Source organism: Novosphingobium gossypii, assembly GCF_050433305.1.
In the GTDB taxonomy this organism is placed as follows: domain Bacteria; phylum Pseudomonadota; class Alphaproteobacteria; order Sphingomonadales; family Sphingomonadaceae; genus Novosphingobium; species Novosphingobium gossypii.
The window spans coordinates 75,658-91,239 of the sequence record NZ_JBNPXM010000004.1; the positions used below are offsets into that span (position 1 = coordinate 75,658).

The window sequence follows — 15,582 nt, forward strand, 5'->3', positions numbered from 1 at the left end:
TTTCAACCCGCACTATAGAACGCCCTTGTCATGCACGGCTTTGCCAATCCTGCCCGGTTCTTGCGCATCGCGCGCTGGCTCATGCCGCTTTGTATGGGGCCGGGGCTCGTCATCGCGGCGCTGGCGCTGGGATGGGGCCTTTTCATTGCCCCGGCAGAGCAGTTGCAGGGTGAGACCGTTCGAATCGTGTACCTGCACGTGCCCGCCGCGTGGCTGGGCATGGCGGGCTGGATGGGTATCGCCGCTGCCAGCTTTACCGAGCTCGTCTGGCGCCATCCGCTGGCGGGGATCGCCGCGCGCGCCTGTGCGGTGCCGGGGGCGGTGTTCACCGCCGTATGCCTGCTGACCGGATCGCTGTGGGGCCGTCCAGCCTGGGGCACCTGGTGGGTGTGGGACGGGCGGCTGACGTCGATGCTGGTGCTGCTCTTCCTCTATTTCGGGTGGATGGCGCTGTCGCAGGCGAGCGAGGCTGTCGACGGGGGGGCTAACCGCGCTCCGGCAATTTTCGGGCTGGTGGGCGCGGTGAACGTGCCGATCATCCACTATTCGGTGATCTGGTGGAACAGCCAGCACCAGCCGCCGAGCATCACCATGGGCAAGTCGGCCATGTCGGGCGATTTCCTCTGGCCGCTGCTGGCTGCGATGCTGGGCTTTACCCTGATCTTCGCAGGCTGCGTGCTGGCGCGCATGCGCGCGATCCTGGCGAACCAGCAGGCTGAGGCCCGTTTGCGGCGCAAGGCCCGCGCCGAAGTGGAAGCGTTCTGATGCGCGAGATGATGGATCCCTGGGCCTTCGTGATCGCAGCCTATGTAGTGGGCGTTGGCGCGACGCTAGGCATGGTGGCATGGTCGCTCGTGTCGATGCGCCGGGCCGAAAAGCGCCGCGATGCGGTGAAGGGGCGCTGATGGCGGGCGCACTCAAAGCCAAGCACCAGCGTCTGGTGCTGCTGATCGTGGCGCTGGTCGTCCTGATCGGCGCGGGGCTGCTGGCAGCCTGGGCGCTGCGCAATCAGGCAAGCTATTTCTACGTGCCGAGCGAGATCGTCGCCAACCCGCCGGAGGCCGACCGGGCGGTGCGCCTTGGCGGCATGGTGGAGAAGGGCTCGCTCAGGACCGAGGCGGACGGCGTTACCATCGATTTCGCCGTGCAGGACGGCAAGGCACGGGTGCCGGTGACTTTCAGGGGCATCGTGCCTTCCCTGTTCGTCGAAGGTTCGGGCGTCGTTGCAGAGGGCCGGATGCGGGCGGACGGCACGTTCGTGGCCGACAATCTGCTGGCCAAGCATGACGAGAACTACGTGCCCCGCGAAATGCAGAACATGACGAAGGAGCAGGCCAGGCAAGTGGTCGCCGAGACGAAATGATCGCGGAACTGGGTCTTGCCGCCTTGTGGCTGGCCGCCGCGCTGGCGGCGTTGCAACTGGTTTCCGGCGCCCTTGGCCTGACCGAGCGCGGCGCAGTGCTGGGCGGCGCGACGCGGCCTGTCGCCATGGTGCAGGGCATGCTGGCGCTGCTGGCGTTCGCGTGCCTGATCTACGTCTTCGCCGTAACCGACCTGTCGGTGAAGCTGGTCGCGCTCAATTCGCATGCGATGAAGCCGCTGATCTTCAAGATCGCGGCGGCCTGGGGCAACCACGAAGGCTCGATGCTGCTGTGGGTGACCGTGATGGGACTTGGCGGCGGCTTCGTGGCATTGGTGGAACGGCGGCTGCCCGAACGTACGATACTGGCGACCCTGGCGGGGCAGGCCTTTGTGAGCCTGGGCTTTTATGCGTTCCTGCTGATCGCCTCCAACCCGTTCGAGCGGCTTTCGCCCGCTCCGGCACAGGGCAACGGGCTCAATCCGCTGTTGCAGGATCTGGGCCTCGCGTTCCATCCGCCTACGCTGTACCTGGGTTATGTCGGCTTATCCATCGCGTTCAGCTTTGCCATCGGTGCGCTGGTGACGCGCGAGGTTGGGCCGGCCTTCGCCAAGGCCATGCGTCCGTGGGTGCTGGGGGCGTGGATTTTCCTGACGGTGGGCATAACCGCCGGATCGTACTGGGCCTACTACGAACTGGGCTGGGGCGGCTGGTGGTTCTGGGATCCGGTGGAGAACGCCTCGCTGATGCCATGGCTGGCCGCCACGGCGCTGCTGCATTCTGTCAGCGTGCTTGCATCGCGCAACGCCCTGCGCGCTTGGACGATCATGCTGGGCGTGGTGGCGTTCTCGATGTCGATGATCGGGACGTTCCTCGTGCGCTCCGGCATCCTGACGAGCGTGCATGCCTTTGCCGTCGATCCGCAGCGCGGCACTTTCATCCTGGCGCTGCTGGCGATCTACATCGGCGGGGCGCTGGTACTGTTCGGCCTCCGCGCAGCCACCGTGACCGAAGGAGAGCGCTTCGCCCTCGTCAGCCGCGAGGGGGCGCTGGTGTTCAACAACGTCATGCTGTCGGCGATCCTGGGGATCGTGCTTTTCGGCACCCTCTATCCGCTCTTCGCAGAGGCGATGGGGGCCAAGGTTTCGGTCGGGCCGCCGTACTTCAACCCGATGAGCGCGCTGTTCGCCGTGCCCATGTTGGTGGTGCTAGCGGTTGGTCCGCTGCTGCGCTGGCGTCGTGATTCGTTTGGGCGCATAAGTCTTGGGCTGGTGATCCCGGCTATGCTGGTTCTGGCGGCGGGCATCGGCCTGCTGGTGATCGGCGGCGTGGCGCTGCTGCCGTTCCTGGGGCTGGCGCTGGCGGTTGGGCTGGGCTGGGCAAGCCTCCTGCCGCTGAAGGGCCGCAACCTGCGCCGTACGCCGCTGCCGGTCTGGGGCATGGTGGTCGCGCACTTCGGGATTGCCGTTTCGCTGTTCGGCATGAGCAGCGAAAGCGCGTTCTCGATCGAGAAACTGGTGGCGGTGCGCGCGGGCGAGATCACACAGGTGGGGCCGTGGGGCGTCAAGCTGGACACGGTGGAGCCAATTGCCGGTCCGAACTGGACCGCGATGGAGGCCCGCCTGCTGGTGCGTTACGGCGTGGATGGCAAAGTGACGCGCATGGTTCCGCAATCTCGCAGCTTCTGGGCGCCACCACAGCAGACCAGCGAATCCGCCCTGCTGACCCGCTGGAACGGCCAGCTCTATGCGGTGCTGGGGGGCGAAGCGCCGAGGCTTGACGGCCAGCAGGCTGGCGACCAGACATCACGGGGCGGCCCGGGCGCGCGCTGGCAGCTGCGTTTGTGGTGGAAGCCGTTTGCGCCGCTGATCTGGATCGGTGGTCTGATGATCGCGCTGGGCGGTCTGCTGGCGCTGGTCGGACGGGTGGCTACCGACGTTCGCCGTATCATCGCCAAAGACAAGATCGCGTGGCGTCGTGAGAGGCAGGGGCGATGAGCACGCACTCCCCGCAGACTCCGCCCAAGGCGAGGGCTTGGGCCATATGGCTGCCGCTCGCGCTGTTTGTGGGCTTCGTGGTGCTGGTGATGATTGGGCTGCTGCACCCTGCGGACCGGACCGTCGCCAGCCAGTTGGTCGGAAAGCCCATGCCGCAGTTCAACTTGCCCGCTGCCGTGCCGGGCAGGCCGGGGCTGGACAGCAAGGTTCTGGCCAACGGGAAGCCGCATCTCGTCAACATCTTCGCCAGCTGGTGCATCCCCTGCCGGGTGGAGGCGCCGCAGTTGGGCGCGCTGGCGAAGGCGGGCGTGCCAATCGAGGGCATTTCCGTGCGGGACAGCGCGGTCGATCTGCAGGCCTTCCTGCAGGAGCACGGCGACCCCTTCCAGCGCATCGGTGCCGACGACGACGGCAAGGTGCAACTGGCGCTCGGCTCCTCCGGCGTTCCCGAAACATATGTCGTCGATGGCAAGGGGACGATCGTCTACCAGCACATCGGCGAAATCCGGCCCGAGCACCTGTCGCTGCTGCTGGAAAAGCTGAAGGAGGCGGGCCAGTGAAGCGCCTTGCAGTCCTGCTGGTGATGCTGGCCCTGGCAGCGCCCGTCTGCGCGCAGGAAGAACAGTCCACCGCGCCTTACGCCTATCGTCAGCTGAGCGACCCGGCCAAGGAGGCCCGTGCGCAGGATCTGATGGAAACGCTGCGATGCCTGCAGTGTCAGGGGCAGTCCATCGCCGATTCGGACGCGCCGATTGCCGGCTCCATGCGCAGCCTTGTGCGCGAACGCATCGCCGCGGGCGAAACGCCCGAACAGATCCGGGCCTGGCTGATCGAGCGCTATGGTGACTATGTCAGCTATGCGCCGCAGCTGACCGGGCTGACCTGGCCGCTGTTTGCGGTGCCGCTGGTGCTGGTGCTGCTTGCGGTGCTGCTGCTGCGCCGCCGCTTCTCGAACAAGGGTCGCGCGGCATGACGTGGATCTTCGTCATCGGACTTGCCGTGATCGTGGCGGTGGTGCTGATCTTCGTGCTCAAGGTGCCACGGGGGGCGCGAGAAGCGGTGGCATCGGCCTTGCTGCTGGGTATCGCCGGTTATGTCACGCAAGGGTCGCCCAGCCTTGCCGGCGCCCCGAGGGACGCAACCGAGCCGCCCTCAGCCGACCCGGCCGCGCTGGTCGAAATGCGCGCGAAAGTAACCAACAGCGGAATCCCGACCGGCAATCGCTGGATCGTGATTTCCGACGGACTTGCCCGCAACGGGCGCTACGGTGACGCTGCCGAAGTCCTGCGCGGCGCCATCTCGGACGATCCGAAAAACGCCGAGGCATGGCTGGCCCTTGCCAATGCTCTGGTCGCCCATGCCGACAACAGCCTGACGCCGCCCGCGCTCTATGCCTATCGCCGTGCGATCGATGCGGAGCCCGATGCGCCGGGCGCAAGGTTCTTCCTGGGCCTTGCCTATGCGCGCGAAGGCCGCCTGCCGGAGGCGCGCGCTTTGTGGCTGGAAGTTGTAAAGAACGCACCGGAAGATGCGCCATACCGACTTCCGCTGGCGCAACAGCTGATGAAACTGGACGAGGCGATCGCCCCCGAAAAGGCTGAAACCGCTCGCGAATCGGCACCTGTTCAGCCACCTCCATCGGTTCCCTGAACGGAACGTTGCTACTGCGGGCCAGCTTGCAAGTATCGTTGCGGGCCCCCATTCATGCTGCTAACGGCGCAAGTCTGCCGCAGCCGCTTCAGGCGGTTTGCGAGTCCATGACAGGACGCATGAATGAGTGATGCTTCAGCGGACACGCCCTATGTCCCTACGACGGCGGGTGAGTCTCATGGTTCGGGCCACGGTTCGGGCAACATCGCCAAGCTGGCACTTGGCGCGGTCGGGGTCGTGTTCGGCGACATCGGCACCAGCCCCCTTTATGCCTTTCGCGAAACCTTTGTCGGCCCGCACCCGCTGGCGATCGACGAACTGCACGTGCTCGGTGTCGTCAGCCTGATCTTCTGGTCGATGACGCTGGTGGTGTCGGTCCAGTACGTTGGCGTGCTCATGCGCGCGGACAACAAGGGGCAGGGCGGCAGTCTGGCCCTCGTTGCGCTGATTTCGGGTGTCATCCGCAAGTCCGGATACGGATCGCTGGTGGTGTTGCTGGGCGTCTTCGCGACGTCGCTGTTCTATGGCGATTCGATGATCACGCCTGCGGTGTCGGTGCTCTCGGCGGTGGAGGGCCTGACCGTCGTCCAGTCCGACCTTGCGCCGTTCGTGCTGCCGATCGCGCTGGTGCTGCTGATTGCGCTGTTCGTCATCCAGAAGAGCGGCACGGCCAAAGTTGGCGCGCTGTTCGCGCCGGTGATGGTGGTCTACTTCACCGTTCTGGCGGTGCTGGGAATCTACCATCTGGTGCAGATGCCCGAAGTGCTGGTGGCGCTGAACCCGTGGTATGCGATCCAGTTCTTCCTGACCGACAAGATCCTGGGCTTTCTGGCTCTGGGCTCGGTAGTGCTGGCGGTGACCGGCGCCGAAGCGCTCTATTCCGACATGGCGCACTTCGGGCGTGGGCCGATGCGGCTGTCGTGGTTCGCCTTCGTCATGCCCTGCCTGCTGATCAACTACTTCGGCCAGGCAGCGATGATCCTTGGGCTGGATGATGCGCAGGCGGCGGTGGCGATGGAGAACCCGTTCTTCAACCTCGCGCCCGAATCGTTGCGTCTTCCGCTGGTCATCCTGGCGACGGCGGCGACTTTCATTGCCAGCCAGGCGGTGATTTCCGGCGCGTTCTCCATCACGCATCAGGCCATGCAGCTGGGCTTCATCCCCCGCCTGTCCACCCGTCACACCAGTGAGCATGAAGCGGGACAGATCTACATCCCCTTCGTCAACTGGGCGCTGATGACCGGCGTGATCGTGCTGGTGCTGGTGTTCCAAAACTCGTCCAACCTCGCGTCCGCCTATGGTATCGCGGTAACCGGTGCGATGCTGATCGACACCTGCCTGATGGCGGTGCTGGTGGTCGTGCTGTGGAAGTGGAAGCTGTGGCTGGCGATCCCGTTCATGGCCGTGTTCTTCGTGGTGGATGGTGCGTACTTCGCGGCCAACGCCACCAAGGTGCCTGACGGCGGCTGGTTCCCGCTGATGATCGGCGGCATCGCCTTCACACTGCTGACGACGTGGAACAAGGGCCGCCGCCTCATGCGCGATCGCATGACGGAGGCCGCGCTGCCGCTAAACGTCTTCGCCAAGAGCGCCCATGGCAGCGCCGCGCGGGTGCCGGGGACGGCGATCTTCCTGGCCTCCAGCAATCTGGGCGTGCCATCGGCACTGCTGCACAACATCAAGCACAACAAGGTTCTGCACGAACGCGTGGTGGTGCTGACGGTGGAGGTACAGGACGGCCCCTATGTGGAGCCGGAAGACCGGTTCACCGTCGTCGATCTGGGTCAGGGGTTCTACCGTCTGACGCTGCGCTACGGCTTCATGGAAGAGACCGACATCCCCGCCGCGCTGGCCCACGCGCCGTTCTGCGGTGGCCCGTTCGAGATGATGAAGACCAGCTTCTTCCTTTCACGCCAGACGCTGGTCCCGTCCGAAAAGCCCGGCATGGCGATCTGGCGCGAAAAGCTGTTCGCATGGATGATGCGCAACGCCGCCAGCGCGATGGAATTCTTCCGTTTGCCTACGAACCGCGTGGTCGAACTGGGCAGCCAGCTGGAAATCTGAGGCTTCAGCGGCAGAACTTCGCGCCATCCGCTTCCAGATGGAAGTGGTTGGCGTGGGCCGCGTTGTAGTTGGGGCCCAGCGTCGTGCCGAAGCGCTTGCAGGCGCTGTCGTGCACAACGCGCAGGAAACGGCGTTCTTCCGTTGTGCCGCCGTTCCAGTCGCCCAGAACGGTGATGCGCCGCCCGTCGCCCAGGACAAAGCCCGACACGTCGATGGCGTTGGCGCTGGCATGGCCCGATCGCCGCGCGGTGCCGGCCACGTTGCGGCACGAATAGCTGCCGTATGTCTCGATCTTGACCAGCCGGCTGCCAAGGATCTGCTGCGCCGCGCGGTCCACGCCATATCGCGCCCAGGCGGCGAAGGGCGTTGCCGCCGCGCAGGTCACAGGGCCGAGGCCTGACACCGTGATCGTCGCGCTGTCGGTGTTGAGCGCGGCCAGCTTCACGCTGCCCACGGTGGAGCAGGCATTGCCATACCAGCGGTCCTCGACCGGCGAGAAGATCGCCCGTTGCGCGGTCAGCGTCGCCAGGCACTGGCGCAGTTCGGGGCGCGACGGGGCGGACTGCGGGCGATTCGCGCTGCGAGTCGGTTGCCGCTTCGACGGAGCCGGACGGTCGATGCAGCCGCTGACCAGGGCGCTGGCCGCCGCCAGCAGGGGGAAGGCGAACAAAATTCTACGCATGGGTTCAAGCTCATGGGGGGTGTGGCTTAACCTGCGCTTATCCGTGCCTTAGCGCGCGGCAGGGCGCCATCCACGCGCGACCGTTTTGCACAGAGTATTGGCCTGCAAGACGATTGACATCTGCGGTGGCGACATTAGGAGCGACCTCGGGCCACGCGGTCCCAACGCCGCGCGAGCTCTCTGCAAGGAGAGTCAGAAATGACTGATGTGATTAGCGTACCTGCGCGCAAACCTGCGCGTCCGCACTTCTCTTCCGGTCCCTGCGCCAAGCCGCCGGGCTATTCCCCCGAAAAACTGAACGTCGAATCGCTGGGTCGTTCGCATCGTGCGAAGATCGGCAAGACGCGCCTCGCTTACTGCATCGACCTGATGCGCGAAGTGCTGCAGCTGCCCGACACCCACCGCATCGGCATCGTTCCCGGTTCGGATACCGGCGCCTTCGAGATGGCCATGTGGACCATGCTGGGCGCACGCGGCGTAACGACGGTTGCGTGGGAAAGCTTCGGCGAAGGCTGGGTGACCGACGCTGCCAAGCAGCTGAAGCTCGATCCCACCGTCATCCGCGCCGATTACGGCCAGCTTCCCGATCTCACCCAGATCGATTTCAGCACCGATGTGCTGTTCACCTGGAACGGCACCACCTCGGGCGTTCGCGTCCCCAACGCCGATTTCATCCCCGACGACCGCGAAGGGCTGACCTTCGCTGACTCGACCTCGGCGGTGTTCGCCTACGACATCGACTGGTCGAAGATCGACGTCGGCACCTTCTCCTGGCAGAAGGTTCTGGGCGGCGAGGGCGGTCACGGCGTCCTCATCCTCGGCCCCCGCGCGGTCGAGCGTCTGGAAACTTACACTCCCGCCTGGCCGCTGCCCAAGGTGTTCCGCCTCGTTTCCAAGGGCAAGCTTGCAGAGGGCGTGTTCAAGGGCGAGACGATCAACACCCCCTCGATGCTGGCCGTCGAGGACGCGATCTTCGCGCTCGAATGGTCTAAGTCGCTGGGTGGCCTTGAAGGTCTGAAGGCGCGTTCCGATGCCAACGCCGCCGCTCTTGGCAAGATCGTCGAAGAGCGCGACTGGCTGGGCCATCTCGCCGCCGACGAGGCGACCCGCTCGAAGACGTCGGTCTGCCTGACCGTCGAAGGCGCCGACGCAGACTTCATCAAGAAGTTCGCCGCCCTGCTGGAAAAGCAGGACGCCGCCTACGACGTCGCCGGATACCGCGACGCCCCGGCGGGCCTGCGCATCTGGTGCGGCGCCACCGTCGACACGGCGGACATCGAGGCGCTCGGCCCCTGGCTCGACTGGGCCTACGCCACCGTCAAGGCCGAACAGGCCGTCGCGTAATCGAACGTAGTCCCGGACCTGATCCGGGACCGCTGGCCGTGCCCCGCTCACCTTTGGGCGGGGCGCCCGGCAGCAAAGTGTTCTCCTAAAGATCGCCCCCGCTCCCGGCTCAAGTCCGGGACGACGCGCGCAAGGATACAGACCATGACCAAGCCCAAAGTCCTCATTTCCGACAAGATGGACCCCAACGCTGCCCGCATCTTCGAAGAGATGGGCTGTGACGTCGACGTCATCACCGGCGAAACGCCGGAACAGCAGATCGCCCGAATCGGCGAATACGACGGCCTCGCGATCCGTTCGTCCACCAAGGTGACGAAGGAAATGCTGGCCGCCGCCAAGAACCTGAAGGTCATCGGCCGCGCCGGCATCGGCGTCGATAACGTCGACATTCCGGCAGCTTCGGCGCAGGGCGTCGTCGTGATGAACACGCCGTTCGGCAACTCGATCACCACTGCCGAGCACGCCATCGCCCTGATGTTCGCGCTGGCCCGCCAACTGCCCGAAGCCAACGCGCAGACGCAGGCCGGAACCTGGCCGAAGAACGGCTTCATGGGCGTCGAAGTCACCGGCAAGACGCTGGGCCTCATCGGCGCGGGCAACATCGGCTCGATCGTTGCCAGCCGCGCTCTTGGCCTGCGCATGAAGGTCGTCGCCTTCGACCCGTTCCTGACGCCTGAACGCGCCGTGGAAATGGGCGTGGAAAAGGCCGACCTCGACACGCTGCTGTCGAAGGCTGACTTCATCACGCTGCACACGCCGCTGACCGACCAGACCCGCAACATCCTCTCGGCAGAGAACCTCGCCAAGACCAAGAAGGGCGTGCGCATCATCAACTGCGCACGTGGCGGTCTGGTGGACGAAGCCGCGCTGAAGGAAGGTCTCGATTCGGGCCACATCGCGGGCGCCGCGCTCGATGTGTTCCAGACCGAGCCGGCCAAGGAATCGCCCCTGTTCGGCACCCCCAACTTCATCTGCACCCCGCACCTTGGTGCATCGACCACCGAAGCGCAGGTCAACGTGGCGCTTCAGGTTGCCGAGCAGATGGCCGACTTCCTCGTCAACGGCGGCGTCACCAACGCGCTCAACATGCCGTCGCTGAGCGCTGAGGAAGCTCCGAAGCTCAAGCCTTACATGAAGCTGGCCGAAGTGCTGGGTTCGATGGTCGGTCAGCTGACGATCGACTCGGTCCCGCGCATCTCGATCCACGTCGAGGGCGCTGCCGCCGAACTGAACCAGAAGCCGATCACCGCCGCCGTCCTCGCCGGTTTCCTGCGCGTCCAGTCGGATACGGTGAACATGGTCAACGCTCCGTTCCTGGCGAAGGAGCGTGGCCTTGAAGTGCGCGAAGTCAAGACCGAGCGCGAAGGCGATTACCACACCCTGATCCGCGTGTCGGTGAAGACCGAAGCGGGTGAGCGTTCGGTGGCCGGCACGCTGTTCAACAACGTCGAGCCGCGTCTGGTCGAGATGTTCGGCATCAAGGTCGAGGCCGAGCTTACCGGCAAGATGATGTATATCGTCAACGAGGACGCGCCCGGCTTCATCGGCCGCATCGGTACCCTGCTGGGCGAGAACGCGATCAATATCGGCACCTTCAACCTGGGCCGCCGCGAAGCCGGTGGTGAAGCGGTGCTGCTGCTCTCGGTCGACGGCGATCTGTCCGCCGACCTGCTGGAGCAGGCCCGCGCGCTGCCCGGCGTGAAGACGGTGAAGGCGCTGACGTTCTAAGCTCAGCTTCAACACAGGCTCTCAACGGAAAGGGGCTGGCGCGACGTGCGCCGGCCCCGTTTTCTTGACGAGCGCGCCGATTCTGTCGCCGTCGACAGAAAATTCGTCGGCAATCGTTGCAGGAGCAGTTCGGCGCATGCCGAAATGCACCTTTGCGCATTTTCCAAACAGGCTTTAAGGCGCGCCCATTATGCAGGAAAATGACCGCGATCTTCTGCCCGAGGGACTGGGCGACCGACTGGTGCAGCAGGCATGGGCCTCGCAGACGGTGCGCCGCGCCGCGCATGACGTGCTGGCAGGCCACGGCTACGCCCGCGTCGAGACCCCCGTGCTGGAGTTCGAAAGGGCGCTGGCGAGCCGCATGGCAGGCGTGCAGGTGCGCCGCATGTTCCGGTTCGTGGACCCGATCTCTCTGCGTACCCTGGCGCTGCGTTCCGACATCACCGCCCAAGTCGCGCGCATTGCCGCTACCGGGCTGGCCCATGCGCCGCGCCCGCTGCGGCTGTCCTATTCGGGGCAGGTGGTGACGATCAAGGGCGATGGTCTGGATCCTGCACGCGAACGCCTGCAGCTGGGCGCCGAACTGATCGGCAGCGATTCGACCGAGGGCGTGGCCGAGATCGTCGAGCTTGCCATCGAGACGCTGCGCGCTGCCGGGGCCACCGGCGTATCGGTGGACTTCACGCTGCCCGATCTCGTCGACACCCTCAGCGCCGGAACGCTGCCGCTGCCCTCGCAGAACATCGAGGCGGTGCGCCAGATGCTGGATGCGAAGGACGCAGGCGGGCTGGTCGATGCAGGCGGCGAGGCATACCTGCCGCTGTTGTACGCCGTCGGCCCGTTCGACAGCGCGATAGAGCGGCTTGCGGCGTTCGATGTCAGCGGTGTTCTGGCCAGCCGCATCGCCGCGTTGCGCGCCATCGCCGCGCGCGTGGGCGACAAGGCGCGGCTGACGCTGGATCCGTCCGAGCGCCATGGGTTCGAATACCAGTCGTGGTTCGGTTTCACGATCTATGCCGACGGAATTCCGGGCAGCATCGGGCGCGGCGGCACGTACAGCATCCTGGGCCAGACCGGGCGAAATCCGGAAGCTGCCACCGGTTTCTCGCTCTATCCCGATCCGCTGATCGAAAGCCTGTCCGCCGCTGGCGGGGAGGAGCGCCGCCTGTTCCTTCCGCTCGGCCACGACCGTGCCGTAGCGGGCCGGCAGCGCGCGATTGGCTGGGTGACGGTGGCAGCGCTTTCCGAAGCGGACGATGCACTTGCGCTGGGCTGTTCGCACCGGCTGGAGGGTGGCGAGGCGGTGGCGGTTTGAGCCTCGCCCCGACTACCCGCTTGACTACCCGCCTGCCTTCCTTTTAGGGCGCGCACGAAAAGCCGGGGCGCGGTTGCCCCACAGACAATCCATATCGCCGAGTCCTGTCGAAGGGCGTTATTGGATCCACCGTGGCAGGGTGGAGGAGTATATCCATGGCCAACGTAACCGTGATCGGTGCCCAGTGGGGCGATGAGGGCAAGGGCAAGATCGTGGACTGGCTCGCCAGTCGCGCGGATGCCGTGGTGCGCTTTCAGGGCGGCCACAACGCCGGCCATACGCTCGTCGTGGGCGATCAGGTCTACAAGCTGAGCCTGCTGCCTTCGGGCATCGTCACCGGCACCCTGTCGATCATCGGCAACGGCGTGGTGCTCGATCCCTGGCACCTCAAGTCCGAGGTCGAGAAGCTGCGCGGCCAGGGCGTGGAGATCAACCCCGAGAACTTCGCCATCGCGGACAACTGCCCGCTGATCCTGCCGGTCCACCGCGAACTGGACGGCCTTCGCGAAGCGGCGGCTGGCGCGGGCAAGATCGGCACCACCGGTCGCGGCATCGGCCCGGCCTACGAGGACAAGGTCGGTCGCCGCGCGATCCGCGTGTGCGATCTGGCGCATCTGGATGCGCTGGAGCCGCAGCTTGACCGCCTCTGCGCGCACCACGATGCGCTGCGCGCCGGTTTCGGCCAGCCTCCGATCGACCGCGAGGCGCTGCTGAACGAACTGCGCGAGATCGCGCCGTTCGTGCTGCAGTTCGCCCAGCCCGTGTGGAAGCGCCTGAACAAGGTGAAGAAGGCTGGCGCGCGCATCCTGTTCGAAGGCGCACAGGGCGTGCTGCTCGACGTCGATCACGGCACCTACCCCTTCGTCACCAGCTCCAACACCGTTTCGGGCACGGCGGCCAGCGGTTCGGGCCTTGGCCCGTCGGCGACCGGCTTCGTGCTGGGCATCGTCAAGGCCTACACCACGCGTGTCGGTTCGGGCCCGTTCCCGACCGAGCTTGAGGACGAAACCGGCCAGCGGCTGGGTGAGCGCGGCCATGAATTCGGCACCGTCACCGGGCGCAAGCGCCGCTGCGGCTGGTTCGATGCGGTGCTGACCCGCCAGTCCTGCGCGATCTCGGGCGTCACCGGCATCGCGCTGACCAAGCTCGACGTGCTCGACGGGTTCGAGAAGGTGAAGATCTGCACCGGTTACCGCCTGCGCGGCAAGGTGCTGGATTACTACCCCAGCCACGCCGCCGATCAGGCTGCGGTGGAGCCGATCTACGAGGAGATGGACGGCTGGCAGGGCACCACCGCCGGCGCCCGCTCGTGGGCGGACCTGCCCGCACAGGCGATCAAGTACATCCAGCGCGTGCAGGAACTGATCGAAACCCCTGTTGCGCTGGTGTCCACCAGCCCCGAGCGCGAGGACACCATCCTCGTGCGCGATCCCTTCGTGGATTGAGGACGATGCGGGGCGTCCTTCGGTTCGCCCCGCTGCTTCTGCTGCTCGGCGCTGCCAATCCGGCGCCTCCGTTTCCTGAAATCGACCTGATCCGTGTGCGGAAGGCGGCGCGGATCATGGAACTGTGGTCGAACGACAGCCTCGTCCGGGTCATCGAGCACATCCAGCTTGGCGACGAGCCGGTCGGCCCCAAGCGCTTCGAAGGTGACGAGCGAACGCCGGAAGGGCGCTATGTCATCGACTGGGGCAACCCCGACAGCGCCTATCACCTGTCGCTCCACATCTCCTACCCCAACGAGGCCGACCGGGCCTATGCGCAGGCGCGGCGACGATCGCCCGGCGGGATGATCATGATCCATGGGCAGCCCAACGGTCGCGCGGGCGTCCGCGTGCCGGGCGACTGGACCGATGGCTGCATCGCCGTGTCGGATGACGAGATAGAGGCGCTGTGGCAGGCGGTTCCGGACGGTACGCCGATTCAGATCAATCCGTGACATTCCGTTGTGCGTCGTCCCGGAGCCGATCCGGGACGACGCCAATCTCACCAGCGCCCGCCCAGTGCGCGGAACAGGTCCACTTGCGCAAAGGCGACGTCGCGGGTGGCGGCGGCGCTGTCGGCTTCGGCGCTGGCGAGCGTGCGCTGCGCGTCGAGGACATTCAGCGCGTCGATTTGGCCACGGCTCTGGCGGGCCAGGCTGACGTTGGCCGCGCGGTTTGCCGCATCGCGCGAGGCGGCAAGGCGTTCCTGCCGCAACAGGGCGTTGCGATAGGCCGACAGCGCCGTCTCCGTCTCTCCCAACGCGTTCAGCACCGCGCCGTCGAACGTGGCAAGGTCAGCCTTGGCGTCGGCGCGGGCGCCGCCGATGCGGGCGCGGATGGCTTCCTGATTGGGGAAGGCCCAGGAGATCAGCGGACCCAGCAGCCAGCGGAACGGGCCGCCGCCGATCACATCCATCGGGCCGACAGCCGTGGTGCCTACCGAGCCCCCCAGCGTGATCTTGGGGTAAAGGTCTGCCGTCGCCACGCCGATGCGGGCGGTGTCGGCGGCCAGGCGGCGCTCTGCGGCCTTCACGTCCGGACGGCGGGCCAGCAGGGTGGCGCCGTCGCCGACCGGGATCGGCGTGGCGATGCCGGGAGTGGTCGTGCGGGAGATCACGCCGTCGGGCAGATCCTGCGGCGTGCGCCCGGTCAGCACGGCGATGCGGAACAGCGCCGCGTCGCGCCGGGCCTGCAGCGTCGGGATGCTTGCGGCCTGCGCCTCGCGCAGCTGGGTCACGCGGATCACATCCAGCTTCTGGTTCAGGCCCCGCTCGAACCGGGCGTTGGTGATGCGTTCCGAACGGGCCAGCAGATCGACGGTGCGCTGGGCGACTTCGATCTGTTCATTGGCGCTGGTGGCATCGACATAGGCGCGCACGGTGTCGGCCACCACGGTCACGCGCACGGCATCGGCATCCTCCTGCGCGGCGGCAAGGTCGGCGCGGGAGGCTTCGATGCCGCGCTTTACGCGACCGAACAGATCGACCTCGTAGCTGACCGAAAGTCCGCCATCGACGCGGCGGCCTTCCCGGTCGAAGCCGGGCAGCACCGAGGCTTCGGATGCCCGGCCATATGTGCCGGTTGCGCTGATGTCGGTCGAGGGCAGGCGGTCGGCACGCGATCCGCGCAGGGCGGCGCGCGCCTTCTCGATGCGCGCCACGGCCACACGCACGTCGGTGTTGGCCGCCAGCGCGTCGGTGACGAGGCCGTCCAGCACGGCGTCGTCATAGAGCTTCCACCATGTGTCGTCAGGCGCGGCGGTGGTGACCTCGGCGCTCTGCACGCCGATGAACTGGGCCTGCGCCGAAGCGGGCGGGGTGGGGGCCACATGGTCCGGCCCGACGGCGCAGGCGGAAAGGGCGGTTGCGGCGAGCAGCGCCGCCAGAGTTTGCTTCATCATCGGATATGTCCTGTGTCGATGAAATTAATGGGGCGGGCCGTGACCCGCCCCATCGGCC

Annotated in this window: 15 protein-coding genes; 13 read left to right on the forward strand and 2 right to left on the reverse strand. The window is 66.3% G+C overall.

Annotated features, from left to right (window positions below; translation table 11 throughout):
• Positions 1–30 precede the first annotated feature (30 nt).
• From ccmC to GGR40_RS09820, 8 genes are all read left to right on the forward strand, one after another.
• Positions 31–765, forward strand: a complete 735-nt coding sequence (gene ccmC / locus GGR40_RS09785; RefSeq protein WP_429276048.1) for a heme ABC transporter permease CcmC — start codon at positions 31–33, stop codon at positions 763–765.
• The gene (locus tag GGR40_RS09790; RefSeq protein ID WP_429276049.1) at positions 765–905 is read left to right on the forward strand and encodes a hypothetical protein; all 141 of its coding nucleotides are present in this window, start codon (positions 765–767) and stop codon (positions 903–905) included. Before ccmC ends, GGR40_RS09790 begins: the two co-directional genes overlap by 1 nt.
• Positions 905–1,363 carry a cytochrome c maturation protein CcmE gene (gene ccmE, locus GGR40_RS09795; RefSeq protein ID WP_429276050.1) on the forward strand — a complete coding sequence of 153 codons (459 nt, stop codon included), beginning with the start codon at positions 905–907 and terminating at the stop codon, positions 1,361–1,363. Before GGR40_RS09790 ends, ccmE begins: the two co-directional genes overlap by 1 nt.
• Positions 1,360–3,357, forward strand: coding sequence for a heme lyase CcmF/NrfE family subunit (locus GGR40_RS09800; RefSeq protein ID WP_429276051.1), 1,998 nt, complete (start codon positions 1,360–1,362; stop codon positions 3,355–3,357). The genes ccmE and GGR40_RS09800 overlap by 4 nt, the downstream gene beginning before the upstream one ends.
• Positions 3,354–3,917, forward strand: coding sequence for a DsbE family thiol:disulfide interchange protein (locus GGR40_RS09805; RefSeq protein ID WP_429276052.1), 564 nt, complete (start codon positions 3,354–3,356; stop codon positions 3,915–3,917). Before GGR40_RS09800 ends, GGR40_RS09805 begins: the two co-directional genes overlap by 4 nt.
• A 23-nt stretch (positions 3,918–3,940) precedes the next feature.
• Positions 3,941–4,330, forward strand: a complete 390-nt coding sequence (locus tag GGR40_RS09810) for a cytochrome c-type biogenesis protein (protein ID WP_429276249.1) — start codon at positions 3,941–3,943, stop codon at positions 4,328–4,330.
• Positions 4,327–5,007 (forward strand): tetratricopeptide repeat protein, encoded by a 681-nt coding sequence (locus GGR40_RS09815; RefSeq protein WP_429276053.1) that lies wholly within the window; start codon positions 4,327–4,329, stop codon positions 5,005–5,007. Before GGR40_RS09810 ends, GGR40_RS09815 begins: the two co-directional genes overlap by 4 nt.
• A 123-nt stretch (positions 5,008–5,130) precedes the next feature.
• Entirely contained in the window at positions 5,131–7,071 is a 1,941-nt protein-coding gene (locus GGR40_RS09820) for a potassium transporter Kup (RefSeq protein WP_429276054.1), read from the forward strand.
• A 4-nt stretch (positions 7,072–7,075) separates the two neighbouring features.
• Here the strand turns inward: GGR40_RS09820 and GGR40_RS09825 are convergent, their stop codons facing one another.
• Entirely contained in the window at positions 7,076–7,753 is a 678-nt protein-coding gene (locus GGR40_RS09825; protein WP_429276055.1) for an extensin-like domain-containing protein, read from the reverse strand.
• A gap of 198 nt (positions 7,754–7,951) precedes the next feature.
• On the opposite strand from GGR40_RS09825, the gene GGR40_RS09830 reads away from it, so the two are divergent.
• The 5 genes from GGR40_RS09830 to GGR40_RS09850 all read left to right on the forward strand — a co-directional run bounded on the left by GGR40_RS09830 (position 7,952) and on the right by GGR40_RS09850 (position 14,079).
• The gene (locus tag GGR40_RS09830; RefSeq protein WP_429276056.1) at positions 7,952–9,097 is read left to right on the forward strand and encodes a phosphoserine transaminase; all 1,146 of its coding nucleotides are present in this window, start codon (positions 7,952–7,954) and stop codon (positions 9,095–9,097) included.
• Positions 9,098–9,241: 144 nt separating this feature from the next.
• Complete coding sequence (serA, locus tag GGR40_RS09835; protein ID WP_429276057.1) at positions 9,242–10,825, forward strand: phosphoglycerate dehydrogenase; 1,584 nt, start codon at positions 9,242–9,244, stop codon at positions 10,823–10,825.
• A 190-nt stretch (positions 10,826–11,015) separates the two neighbouring features.
• Positions 11,016–12,140, forward strand: a complete 1,125-nt coding sequence (locus GGR40_RS09840) for an ATP phosphoribosyltransferase regulatory subunit (protein ID WP_429276058.1) — start codon at positions 11,016–11,018, stop codon at positions 12,138–12,140.
• A gap of 155 nt (positions 12,141–12,295) precedes the next feature.
• Complete coding sequence (locus GGR40_RS09845; protein ID WP_429276059.1) at positions 12,296–13,585, forward strand: adenylosuccinate synthase; 1,290 nt, start codon at positions 12,296–12,298, stop codon at positions 13,583–13,585.
• A 5-nt stretch (positions 13,586–13,590) separates the two neighbouring features.
• A complete protein-coding gene (locus GGR40_RS09850) occupies positions 13,591–14,079 on the forward strand; it encodes a L,D-transpeptidase family protein (RefSeq protein WP_429276060.1) in 489 nt (162 codons plus the stop codon).
• Between the two features lie 47 nt (positions 14,080–14,126).
• On the opposite strand, the gene GGR40_RS09855 is transcribed toward GGR40_RS09850, so the two are convergent.
• Positions 14,127–15,524 (reverse strand): efflux transporter outer membrane subunit, encoded by a 1,398-nt coding sequence (locus GGR40_RS09855; RefSeq protein ID WP_429276061.1) that lies wholly within the window; start codon positions 15,522–15,524, stop codon positions 14,127–14,129.
• Positions 15,525–15,582: the final 58 nt, after the last annotated feature.